Raw genomic sequence first — 12,538 nt, 5'->3', positions numbered from 1 at the left:
TAAGAAAGGGGTGTTTACGATTACGAAAAGTGAAATAGGGTGGAATTTTGATAACAGTTATGTACGATTACCTAAGGAATTTTATTCGGAAGTAAATCCAACTCCAGTAAATGAACCTGAACTTGTCATTTTCAATAAATATGTAGCAGAATCACTTGGCTTAGATGTTAGGGGATTACTGGAGGGTGGTGTCGAGGTCTTTGCAGGTAATAAAATTCCTAATGGTGCTAAACCAATTGCGCAAAGCTATGCGGGACATCAATTTGGTCATTTTACGATGCTTGGAGATGGTCGTGCGGTTTTACTTGGTGAACAAATTACTCCAACGGGAGAACGTTTTGACATCCAATTAAAAGGTGCAGGTCGCACTCCATACTCACGAGGTGGTGATGGCCGTGCTGCAATAGGGCCGATGCTTCGTGAATATATCATTAGTGAGGCCATGCATGGACTAAGAATTCCCACTACTCGAAGTTTAGCCGTTGTAACAACAGGAGAACCAATCTATCGAGAAACAGTCCTACCAGGAGCGATTCTCACACGGATTGCGTCAAGTCATATTCGTGTTGGTACATTTCAATTCATTACAGGATTAGGAAAAAGAGAAGAACTAAAGCTTCTTGCGGATTATACAATTCGGCGACATTATCCAGAAATTAAAGATGATGATAAGCCTTATCTAGCTTTGTTACGTGAGGTGATTAATCGTCAAGCAGCCTTACTTGCGAAATGGCAGCTTGTAGGTTTTATCCATGGCGTTATGAACACCGATAATATGGCAATAAGTGGGGAAACGATTGATTATGGTCCATGTGCCTTTATGGATACATATGATCCTGGAACTGTGTTCAGCTCAATCGATACGGGGGGACGTTATGCCTATGGGAATCAGCCCTACATTGGCGGCTGGAATCTTGCTAGGTTTGCAGAAAGCCTCTTACCTTTATTAGATGAAAATGAAAAGAAGGCACTCCAATTAGCACAGGATGAAATTACAAAATATAATGGGATATATCGTGATAATTGGTTGAATGGAATGAGAGCAAAACTTGGCTTATTCAATCAAGAGGAAGAAGATAAGGAGCTTATTGAAGAACTCCTAGAACTTATGAAAACAAACAGTTTAGATTATACCAATACTTTTGCTGCATTAACCTTTGATCATTTAGACGGCATAATGATGTGTAACAAGAATGAATTTGAAAATTGGCTGCAAAAATGGAAGGAAAGACAATCAAGACAGAAGAAATCAGAAACTAAGATAAAGGAATTGATGCGTTCTTCCAATCCAGCTGTTATTCCACGAAACCATCGTGTTGAAGCAGCATTGGAGGTTGCTGCTGAAGGGGATTACAGTGTTATGGGGAAGCTTTTAGAAGTATTAAAAGATCCATATGCACACTCACCAGAGCAAGCTGAATATGCAAAACCACCTGAACCTTCAAACAAACCATATCAGACATTCTGTGGAACCTGAGAACGGGCACGCCATTTTTGGTGTGTCTATTTTTTATGATAAAAATACCAGAAGTAATCACTTCAAAAACGAACGTTTATTCTGTACAATAGGTAATAGAAACCCTGAGGTGATTCAAATGAAATTTCGAAAGAATATCCAAGAGACCATTAATTTCATAAAAGAAAACCCACAATACGCGAATAACATTGTGCATTGGCATACGATAGAGGCGACTTCGGCCAAATCCATGGATATGCCAGCATCCATTGATAATAGATTACGAGAAGCATTGGACAAAAGAGGGATTCATCAACTGTATACTCACCAGTATTCCGCTTATGAAGTAACCAGAAGTGGTAGAAATTTTGTCGCTGTGACTCCAACAGCATCTGGAAAAACACTTTGCTATAATCTTCCGGTTTTACAAACGATTGTGGAAAATGACAAGTCACGTGCATTATATTTATTTCCTACAAAAGCGTTAGCACAGGACCAAAAAAGTGAATTAAATGAAATCATCGAGGAAATGGGAGTTGCGATTAATAGCTATACATATGATGGTGATACACCGGCGAATATCCGTCAAAAGGTTAGAAAAGCAGGCCATATCGTTATTACTAATCCAGATATGCTACATTCCGCAATTCTACCGCACCATACAAAATGGGTTTCATTGTTTGAAAACCTAAAATACGTTGTAATTGATGAGTTGCATACATACCGTGGAGTGTTTGGTAGCCATGTGGCAAATGTAATTAGACGGTTAAAACGGATTTGCAAATTTTATGGAAGTAATCCCATTTTTATGTGTACATCAGCTACAATTGCGAATCCAAAAGAACTAGCTGAAAACTTGACAGGAACCCCAATGGAGTTAATTGAAAACAACGGTGCACCAACAGGTAGGAAGCATTTTGTGTTTTACAATCCACCGATTGTCAATAAACCGCTCAACATTCGAAGAAGTGCAACACTTGAGGTACGGAAACTAGCGAGCGAATTTTTACAAAATAAAATTCAAACGATTGTTTTTGCAAGAAGCAGGGTAAGGGTGGAAATCATCCTAACATACTTACAGGAACTTGTGAAACATAAGATTGGTCCGAAAGCAATCCGAGGATACCGTGGAGGCTATCTACCTAAGCAACGACGAGAAATAGAACAAGGTCTTAGGAATGGTGAAATCTACGGAGTCATTAGTACAAATGCCCTTGAATTAGGAGTGGATATTGGCCAACTACAGGTTTGTATCATGACAGGCTACCCAGGAACAATTGCAAGTGCGTGGCAACAAGCAGGCCGTGCAGGTCGACGTCAAGGGGAGGCCGTGATTTTTATGGTTGCAAGCTCCAATCCACTTGATCAATTTATGATTCAAAATCCGGAATACTTTTTTAGTAGAAATCCTGAGACAGCCAGAATTAATCCTAATAATCTTGTAATATTAATTGACCATATTAAATGTGCTGCTTATGAATTACCGTTTAAATCAGGTGATACATTTGGCGACTTAGACCTTGAAGATATTTTAGAATTTTTAACAGAAGAGAGGGTTCTTCATCAAAATGGTGACAAATGGTACTGGATGAATGATTCTTTTCCAGCCCACAACATTAGCCTACGTTCAGCCTCACAAGAAAATGTTGTAATCATTGACCAAACTGATATAGCAGCCGTGAAAGTCATTGGTGAAATGGACCGTTTTAGTGCGATGACATTGCTCCATGATGAAGCGATTTATTTACATCAAGGTGTTCAATTTCAGGTTGAGAAGTTAGATTGGGAAGAGAAAAAAGCATTTGTGAGGGAAGTGGATGTCGATTATTATACCGATGCAAACCTAGCTGTTAGTCTCCGCGTTTTAGAGGTGGATAAACAGCGCACAAATGAAAAACTAGAAATTGGCTTTGGCGATGTATCCGTTCAAGCGATGGCGACGATTTTTAAAAAGATAAAATTTGAAACACATGAAAACATTGGCTCTGGCCCGATTCATTTACCAGAAGAGGAGTTACACACATCCTCCGCATGGATAAGCCTAAAAAAGTCAGAACTTGAGGGAATAACGGATGAACGGATTGAGGAAGGACTAGTTGGTGTTGCAAATGTCTTGAGGCATGTTGCTCCATTAATGACAATGTGTGATCCGTCTGACTTACATGTGGTACCGCAGGTGAAAGCTGTACACAATGAGCAGCCAACAATCTTTTTATATGACCGCTATCCAGGTGGAATTGGTTTGAGCGAAAAAGTCTATGATGTGATGGAGAATCTTCTTAATGAATCGCAACGGATGATTCAAAGCTGTTCTTGTGAGACTGGATGTCCTTCATGCATAGGAACAGATGTGTTAAATGAACGAGCAAAAGTTGATGCTCTTACATTAATTTCTAAACTAAAACAAGCTTCAAAACAGTAAGGAGTATTATGATGTCGATTAAAGGAAAATTAAATCGATTAAAAAGTCATATTGTCAAAGAGGAAGAGGTAAAAACAAAGCCTGTTAGTTCTTCTGTGGTTTTGGAAAAAATTCCCTTTCTCGATAAGTGGAAAGAGTTTGGGGCAGAACCATTTTATTTCGATGACACATATTGTATGGTTCGTAAAGTGGAGTATCCTTTAGATTATCAGCACGGCTTATATTCGTTTTCTAAGTTAAACGATGTAATCGAAATGTGGGATTCTTCTTCTTTAAAGCATCCTTTGTCTGCTAAAGGACATCAACTTGAAGACTTATTTTTCTTTGATACAGAAACAACAGGCTTAGGTGGGGGGACAGGTAACACGATCTTTTTATTAGGGCATGCAAGGGTTCATGAGGATCGCGTTGTTCTTACCCAACATTTTTTACCAAATCCAGGTAGCGAGGTGGCCCTTTATCAAAGCTTTCTTTCAAGTGTCGATTATACAACACTTGTGACATATAATGGAAAATCTTTTGATTGGCCACAAGTAAAAACAAGGCATACATTGATACGGGATGCACTTCCCAACTTGCCTGATTTTGGACACTTTGATTTGTATCATGCGGCTAGGCGACTCTGGAAAAACAAACTTGATTCTGTAAGACTATCAAATGTTGAGAAAGAAATCCTAGATATCAAACGCGATGGTGATGTCCCGGGATATTTAGCTCCAATTCTTTATTTTGATTTCGTGGAAAATCAAGTGCCAGATGGCATCTTTGGCGTCATGCGCCACAACGAAATAGATATATTATCATTGTTGACTTTATACATCCATTTATCAGGTGTGGTGATGTTGAATGAAAAGAATAAACATACATCTGACAAATATGAAGTAGCCAGATGGCTTGAGGCATTAGGTGAAATTGCGAAGGCACAGAAATTATATGAACAAGTCGTTGACGTTGATTCAGATAAGGAGATGAAAGCAAAACTTGCTCTTGCCTTTCTTTCAAAAAAGGAAAAAAAGCTGGAGGAAGCGATGAAGCTGTTTTTTGAGGTGTCTGAGCGTGGTGATGATCAGGATGCAGTTGTGGCATGTGTAGAACTAGCAAAATATTATGAGCACCATCGAAAAGATTACGAACTTGCCCTGGATTTTACCAAAAATGGATATTTAAAATGGCAAATGTCGAAGAACTCAGGGAATAAAACAAAGAATATGAAGATAGAGTGCGAGTTTGAGAAACGAATCGCAAGAATATCCAGGAAACTTCAAAATAGTTAGAAAATATTACCCGGGCAAGCGCAAATTTAGCGTTTTTTCGCGCTTTATTTGTCGATTTTATGAAGATTTACAAACTTCCTATATTTGTCGTTGTAGAACGATGTAATACCATGTAAAATAGTGTTTTGTGTAAAGGAAATATTATTTTAGATGGAGAGAGAGTAAATGTATAAGAAAATTTTATTTCTATACTTTTTTGTTCTTGTTTTAATAGTAATTGTGTTAACTGGACTAAAAGACGGCTCATATGCACTTTTTTCATAAAAAAGGTGTTTTAATAGGAGATTGAAGCAGAAATTTTGTTGTAGCATAATTTACATTATTTTAAAAACCTCAAAAAAATAGGTGTTTTGATTAGTACATGACTATCCCTACTTTCATAGGCTATTACTGTAAGACAGATGAAGGAAAGGAGATAAATAAATGTATTGTCCAACAAATGTAATGCAACCTATTGTGCATCCAACTAAATGCTGTGTTCAACACCACTGCTGTAAAACAATTGTTCCACATATTCATCCTTCTCATACGCAACATATAAATCACCATATGTACCAACATATGCATTATTACCCACACACAGAATCTGTTGCGACGGAGGTAACAAATCAACACTTCAATTGTGGAGCAAGACCACCAGGCCCAGTAATGGGACCATTTATGGGTCGATAAAAAAATAACGAAATTTAAAAATGTAACGTATAAAGATGTTAACAACAGGAACTATATTGGTTCCTGTTTTACATATGATGATTCGTAAAGCTGTTTGAAAAAATAATTAAGGGGGTCTTGACATGATTAAAGTAGTTGCAATCACTGGTTATAAACCATTTGAACTTGGCATTTTTGGACAAGACCATCCTGGAATTCGATATATCAAACTGGCTCTTAAAAATAGGTTGATCCCTCTAATTGAAGATGGATTAGAGTGGGTTATTATTAGTGGCCAGCTTGGCGTTGAGCTCTGGGCTGCGGAAATGACTTATGAGCTTCAAGAGGAATATCCAGAGCTAAAGCTTGCTGTTATTACTCCATTTCTTGATCAAGAGGAGAAATGGAATGAAACAAACAAGGAATACTATCAGTTTATTCTGTCCCAAGCATCCTATGTTAACAGCATCACAAATCGGAAATACGATAACCCATCACAATTCCGATTGAAAAATGCATTTTTTCTTGATAAAAGTGATGCATTACTAATTCTCTATGATGAGGAGAAGGATGGTAGTCCTCGTTATATTTTTGCAGAAGCTAAAAAGAAAGCTGAAAATGAAGGCTATCAGCTATTTACCATTAATGCATACGACCTTCAAACAATCATTGAAGAAGAACAATACGCCAATAATGAGTATTGAACTTGGTAGCATTTGCTATTTAAATTGACAATACACAAAATTTTTGAAAAAATAGGATTAGGAATAATGGGGAAAGTCTATAGAGGTGAATGGTATGTTATCTGATAAAATAAAATTAAATGCGACACAAATTCTTGAAAAAGAATTTAAAACAGGCATGAAAGGCTATAAACAAGAAGAAGTTGATAAATTTTTAGATGTAATCATTAAAGATTATGAAATGTTTTACCAAGAAATTGAAGAACTACAACAAGAAAATCTACGTTTAAAGCGGCAGCTTGAGGACTCTTATAAAAAACAACCTCAGGCGCAAACAGGTACAACTAATTTTGATATTTTAAAACGATTATCAAACTTAGAAAAACACGTTTTTGGCAGTAAATTGTATGATTGATAAAATTTACTAGTGTGTTATCACTTGCAATCGTAATGTTTTTTTACTATACTATTTCTTGCACACATTAATAACGTTCGGGTAATCGCTGCATAACCTGCAGAGGAAAGTCCATGCTCGCACGGTCTGAGATGTCCGTAGTGTTCGTGCCTAGCGAAACGATAAGCTAGGGTAGTGAGGCTTCCATGCTTTGCTAACGGCAGGGAAAAAACCTAAGTCCAATTGGATATGGTTTGACTACCTATAATGTGCCACAGTGACGAAGTCTTGTAAGAAATTACAAGAGTGGAACGAGGTAAACCCCACGAGCGAGAAACCCAAATTATGGTAGGGGCACTTTCTCTTTTGGAAATGAACAAGGAGAAGGACAGGCGTTCTGACGTCTGTAGATAGATGATTACCACCGGAGTACGAGGCATTCGTTATGCCGATTGAAGTACAAAGGTACAAAACATGGCTTACAGAACGTTATTAATAAAACGAATTTAAAAAAATAAAGAAGCAAAGCTCTTCATTTTGAAGAGCTTTTTGTATGTTTTTATGTTTTTACGATAGTAAATCTTGATTTACACGGTTTGTTTCTTTATTCTTTTACTATAAAGCTATACATACATAGGTAGGGTGAACGTAAATGGGAAAGATAACACTAATTGCAACAGCTGCGATGGGAATTGAATCAATTGTAGCAAAAGAAGTTCGGGATTTAGGCTATGAATGCACGGTTGAAAACGGAAAAGTTATCTATGAAGCTGACGAACAAGCGATTTGCCGCAGCAATCTTTGGCTTAGAACCGCAGACCGTATCAAACTGAAGGTTGGAGAATTTAAGGCAACTACCTTTGATGAACTATTTGAAAAAACAAAGGCGCTTAATTGGGGCGACTTGATACCTGAAAATGCAGAGTTCCCTGTCATCGGTAAATCCGTGAAATCAAAACTATTTAGTGTCTCAGATTGCCAAAGTATTGTTAAAAAAGCAGTAGTGGAAAGCATGAAAAAGCATTACCGTAAAACATCTGGTTGGTTTGAGGAAACAGGTCCGTTATTCCGTATTGAAATTGCCTTACTTAAAGATGTTGCGACACTAACTATTGATTGTAGTGGAGTAGGACTTCATAAACGTGGATACCGTACAGGACAAGGGGAGGCACCTTTAAAAGAAACACTTGCCGCTACTTTAGTCATGCTAACAAATTGGACACCCGATAGACCATTTGTCGATCCTTTCTGCGGTTCTGGGACAATTCCAATTGAAGCAGCTTTAATTGGACAAAACATCGCTCCTGGATTTAATCGTGATTTCGTATCTGAAGGATGGGAATGGATTGGAAAGAAGAGATGGAATGAAGCTCGTCAAGAGGTGGAGGATTTAGCAAAATATGATCAGCCTCTTGATATTAGCGGATTTGATATCGACCACCGCATGATTCAAATTGCAAAGGATAATTCTGAGGAAGCTGGCCTTGGGGATTTGGTTCATTTTAAACAAATGCAAGTTAGCGATTTTACAACATCAAAAGAATATGGTGTGATTGTTGGCAACCCTCCATATGGAGAAAGACTTGGAGAAAAGAAGGCTGTGGAAGAAATGTATCGCGTAATGGGGACAACCCTTCGTCCATATGATACATGGTCTGTCTATATGTTAACTTCACACCCTGAGTTTGAACAGTTATACGGAAAACCTGCAACGAAAAAACGTAAATTGTTTAATGGGTTTATCCGAACTGATTATTATCAGTATTGGGGCAAAAGACCACCTAGAGAACGTTAAAACATAGGTTATTTAGTATTCATGAATACTTCCACTCCAAACGACATATACTTTATTGGTGTCTACAAAAAATCAGGAGTGAAAGAACAATGAATTACCTAGATTTTAAAAAAATCCAAGATGTTTTGAATGATACATATCGGGTTCTTGAAACGGAGATGGGAATGGAAATGGCTCCACTTAAATCCATCGCAAAAGCAAAGGACGACCTTCTTCAAGCTATGTCACATTCAACTGCAATTGATGTTGACTTATTACGATACAAAAATGAATGAAGAAAGGAACTCGCTTCGGCGGGTTTTTTTATTGCGTTTATTGACTTTGCACGATTACTAGTAGATAATTTAATATTGGCGTGTACCTTGGATTTGGGGGTTTTTACTATGATTGGAGAAAGGTTGCCCTTTCAAATTTCTAGAAATGAAAATTTTTTTGATAAATTTAATGAGTGGATTGGCGATGTTTTTTATGACATCTTACCTGATAAAGGTTTTGAACTACGTGATGAGCAAATTTTTATGGCATTTCAGTTGGAGAGAGCATTTAAGGAAAAATCAATTGTGTTCGCGGAAGCTGGGGTAGGGACTGGTAAAACAATTGTATATCTGTTATATGCGATTTGTTATGCAAGATATATGAGAAAACCTGCCATTATCTCATGTGCAGATGAATCCTTAATCGAACAGCTTGTTAAGCCTGAAGGGGATATTGCGAAAATCGCAGACGCTCTGGATCTTAAAATCGATGTTCGTCTTGCAAAAGCACAGGACCAATATCTTTGTCTACGGAAATTAGATAATGCCACTCGTCGAACAACAAACGAAACATTTGCGCAAATTTATAATGAGTTACCAGACTTTGTACATAATCATTCTACTTTGCAAACATTCCACCATTATGGGGATAGAAAAACATATCCAAACCTCGCGGATGAGGAATGGAAAAGTGTGGCATGGGACAGCTTTCAGGACTGCTTTTCTTGCGAGCTACGGCACCGTTGTGGATTAACACTTTCAAGAGAGCATTACCGTAAGGCGGTTGATTTAATCATATGCTCCCATGATTTTTATATGGAGCATGTATGGACAATGGAAGCGAGAAAAAGAGAAGGTCAGCTACCATTTTTACCCGAAAGTAGCTGTGTCGTTTTTGATGAAGGTCATTTACTAGAATTCTCTGCGCAAAAAGCACTTACCTACCGTGTCCAAGAAACAACATTGGAGTCTTTGTTAACAAGGCTATTAGAAAATGATATCCGTGAAGAATTTGCTCAACTAATTGAGGATACAATTGAACAAAATGATCACCTTTTTAGGAGTCTACAAGGAAACAGTCAAACAGTCGAAGGCTCTGATCGGATGGATATTGAGCGAACAAACTGGTTAATTTCTGAGTCCAAAAAGCTGTATGACATGGTAGTTGAAATTGGAAACAATCTCGTGTTTGAAGCAGAGACCTACACCATTGACCAATACGAATTACATATTGTCGATGAATATTTGGATCAACTTGAATATTCGTTAAAATTGTTTAGTGAAGAAAATGATGTAATCACTTGGGCTGAGGCAGATGGTGATAGTTATACCCTGGTGATAATGCCACAAGCAGTTGAGTCCATTTTAGCAGAAAAAGTATTTTCAAAAGAGATACCGTTCATTTTTTCTTCAGCAACATTATCCGAAAATAAATCCTTTGATTACATTGCGAATAGCATAGGAATCAGGAACTATCAATCATTTTCTGTCGAATCACCATTCGACTATGAAAATCAGATGAAGATTCAAATGCCAATGTTTCCTTCGAGTCAAGATTTGTTTCATTCCAAATTTAAATTTGCATGGAATGAAATTGAAAAATCAAATGGCCGAGCATTGCTATTATTTAATTCAAAGGAAGAGCTTCAAACATTTAAAGAGAACTGCAAGACAGAAAAATATGACCTGCTATTTGAAGGGGATCAAGAAATAAGTGAACTAGTTTCCAAGTTCCAAAATAATGAACATAGTATCCTATGCTCGGTTTCATTATGGGAGGGACTTGATATACCAGGCCAATCCTTATCAAACGTCATCATCTGGTCATTGCCGTTTCCTCCAAATGATCCTGTTTTTCAAGCGAAACGAAAAACGGAGGATAACCCATATGAGCGTGTAGATTTACCATACATGCTATTACGCTTGAGACAAGGAGTGGGTCGACTCATTCGTTCAAGTGAAGATGAAGGAACTGTTAGTATTTTTGTAGAAGATACTATTTCAAACGAAGTCATCGATAAAATAAAAAATGTACTACCCGTAGAGATTGAACGTAAACAAAGGGAGGATTAAAAGTGACTGAGCAACTAAAACAAACTGAGGAAGCTTTTCTTGAATTAGTAAAAAAGATAACTAGCTATAATGAAGCCATTGGTGTTATGTATTGGGACTTACGTACAGGAGCTCCGAAAAAGGGAGTTGAGCAGCGTTCTGAAGTGATTGGGATGCTTTCGTCAGAGGTCTTTGCAATGTCTACCTCTGCCGAAATGGAGGCTTATTTAAAAGAATTAACCACTCCAGAGGCGGAAAATAACCTTCGTGAAATTACGAAAAAAGTAGTTGAAGAATGTCAAAAGGATTTTGAGCGTAACAAAAAAATTCCGGCTGATGAATTTCGTGAGTTTGTCATCCTTCAATCGAAGGCTGAATCTGTTTGGGAGGATGCAAAAGAAAAATCTGATTTCGAGATGTTTCGCCCTTATCTAGAAAAGCTTGTTGAATTCACGAAGAAATTTATTGGTTACTGGGGCTATAAAGGAAACAAATATAATACCTTGCTCGATATGTATGAACCAGGCGTGACAGTAGAGGTAGTCGACAAAGTGTTTGCTCAATTACGAGATAAAATTGTCCCACTTGTCAAAGCTGTTACCGAATCAAATAACAAGCCAGAAACTTCTTTTCTATTTACTGAATTTCCAAAAGAGAAGCAACGTGCATTTAGCCTAGAAATTCTAAGAAAAATGGGTTACGACTTTGAAGCGGGTCGACTTGACGAGACCGTACACCCATTTGCTACTGGATTAAATCCTGGAGATGTTCGTGTTACGACAAATTATGTGGAAAAAGATTTTAGAACAGCCGTTTTTGGAACCATCCATGAGGGTGGTCATGCACTCTATGAACAAAACATTTCAACAGATTTAGTTGGAACAAATCTAGCAGATGGAACTTCAATGGGAATCCATGAATCTCAATCACTCTTTTATGAAAATATTCTGGGACGCAGCTTACCATTTTGGAAGAATAATTTTGAGTTATTAAAAGAATATGCAAGTGGTCAATTTGATCAAGTTCCAGTGGAAGAGTATTATCGTGCTATCAATGAATCAAAGCCATCATTAATTCGAATTGAAGCAGATGAATTGACATATCCTTTGCATATCATGGTACGTTATGAAATCGAAAAAGGATTATTTAATGATGAAATAGAAGTAAAAGATTTACCAGAAATCTGGAATGCAAAATATGAAGAGTATTTAGGGATTCGTCCAGAAAATGACGCAAAAGGGGTATTACAGGATGTTCATTGGGCAGGAGGCAGCTTTGGCTATTTCCCATCCTATGCACTCGGCTACATGTATGCAGCTCAATTTAAAAATACGATGCTAAAAGATTTACCAAACTATGATGAATTGCTAGAAGAGGGGAACTTACTTCCGATTAAAGAATGGTTAACAAAACATATTCATCAGTATGGTAAAATGAAAAAGCCATTAGAAATTATCAATGATGTTACAGGTGAGGGATTAAATGCAAACTATTTAATCCAATATTTAGAAGAAAAGTATAGTGCAATCTATAAATTATAAGATGAGAAAAGCTACG

10 protein-coding genes and 1 other RNA gene are annotated in these 12,538 nt (G+C 37.4%); all 11 read left to right on the top strand.

Going from position 1 to position 12,538, the window contains the following annotated elements; translation table 11 throughout:
* Positions 1-10: 10 nt before the first annotated feature.
* Entirely contained in the window at positions 11-1,477 is a 1,467-nt protein-coding gene (locus BTHG_RS20765) for a protein adenylyltransferase SelO (RefSeq protein ID WP_010284044.1), read from the top strand.
* A 118-nt stretch (positions 1,478-1,595) separates the two neighbouring features.
* Positions 1,596-3,878, top strand: a complete 2,283-nt coding sequence (locus BTHG_RS20760) for a DEAD/DEAH box helicase (RefSeq protein WP_010284043.1) — start codon at positions 1,596-1,598, stop codon at positions 3,876-3,878.
* A gap of 11 nt (positions 3,879-3,889) precedes the next feature.
* A complete protein-coding gene (locus BTHG_RS20755; protein ID WP_010284042.1) occupies positions 3,890-5,152 on the top strand; it encodes a ribonuclease H-like domain-containing protein in 1,263 nt (420 codons plus the stop codon).
* Positions 5,153-5,575: 423 nt separating this feature from the next.
* Positions 5,576-5,824 (top strand): spore coat protein, encoded by a 249-nt coding sequence (locus BTHG_RS20745; protein ID WP_010284039.1) that lies wholly within the window; start codon positions 5,576-5,578, stop codon positions 5,822-5,824.
* A 125-nt stretch (positions 5,825-5,949) separates the two neighbouring features.
* Complete coding sequence (locus tag BTHG_RS20740) at positions 5,950-6,507, top strand: DUF1273 domain-containing protein (protein ID WP_026021917.1); 558 nt, start codon at positions 5,950-5,952, stop codon at positions 6,505-6,507.
* A 94-nt stretch (positions 6,508-6,601) separates the two neighbouring features.
* Positions 6,602-6,901: a cell division regulator GpsB gene (gpsB, locus tag BTHG_RS20735; RefSeq protein WP_010284036.1), complete on the top strand. Its 300-nt coding sequence runs from the start codon at positions 6,602-6,604 to the stop codon at positions 6,899-6,901.
* A gap of 73 nt (positions 6,902-6,974) precedes the next feature.
* Positions 6,975-7,367: RNase P RNA component class B (rnpB, locus tag BTHG_RS26415), an RNA gene on the top strand.
* Between the two features lie 165 nt (positions 7,368-7,532).
* Entirely contained in the window at positions 7,533-8,675 is a 1,143-nt protein-coding gene (locus BTHG_RS20730) for a THUMP domain-containing class I SAM-dependent RNA methyltransferase (protein ID WP_010284034.1), read from the top strand.
* Positions 8,676-8,764: 89 nt separating this feature from the next.
* Complete coding sequence (locus BTHG_RS20725; RefSeq protein WP_010284029.1) at positions 8,765-8,950, top strand: hypothetical protein; 186 nt, start codon at positions 8,765-8,767, stop codon at positions 8,948-8,950.
* Positions 8,951-9,058: 108 nt separating this feature from the next.
* The gene (locus BTHG_RS20720) at positions 9,059-11,002 is read left to right on the top strand and encodes an ATP-dependent DNA helicase (RefSeq protein WP_010284025.1); all 1,944 of its coding nucleotides are present in this window, start codon (positions 9,059-9,061) and stop codon (positions 11,000-11,002) included.
* A gap of 2 nt (positions 11,003-11,004) precedes the next feature.
* Positions 11,005-12,522, top strand: a complete 1,518-nt coding sequence (locus BTHG_RS20715) for a carboxypeptidase M32 (protein WP_010284021.1) — start codon at positions 11,005-11,007, stop codon at positions 12,520-12,522.
* Positions 12,523-12,538 lie beyond the last annotated feature (16 nt).

The sequence above is a fragment of the Bacillus timonensis genome (assembly GCF_000285535.1).
Lineage (GTDB): Bacteria > Bacillota > Bacilli > Bacillales > Bacillaceae_L > Ferdinandcohnia > Ferdinandcohnia timonensis.
This window is presented reverse-complemented; position numbering and strand designations above follow the sequence as displayed.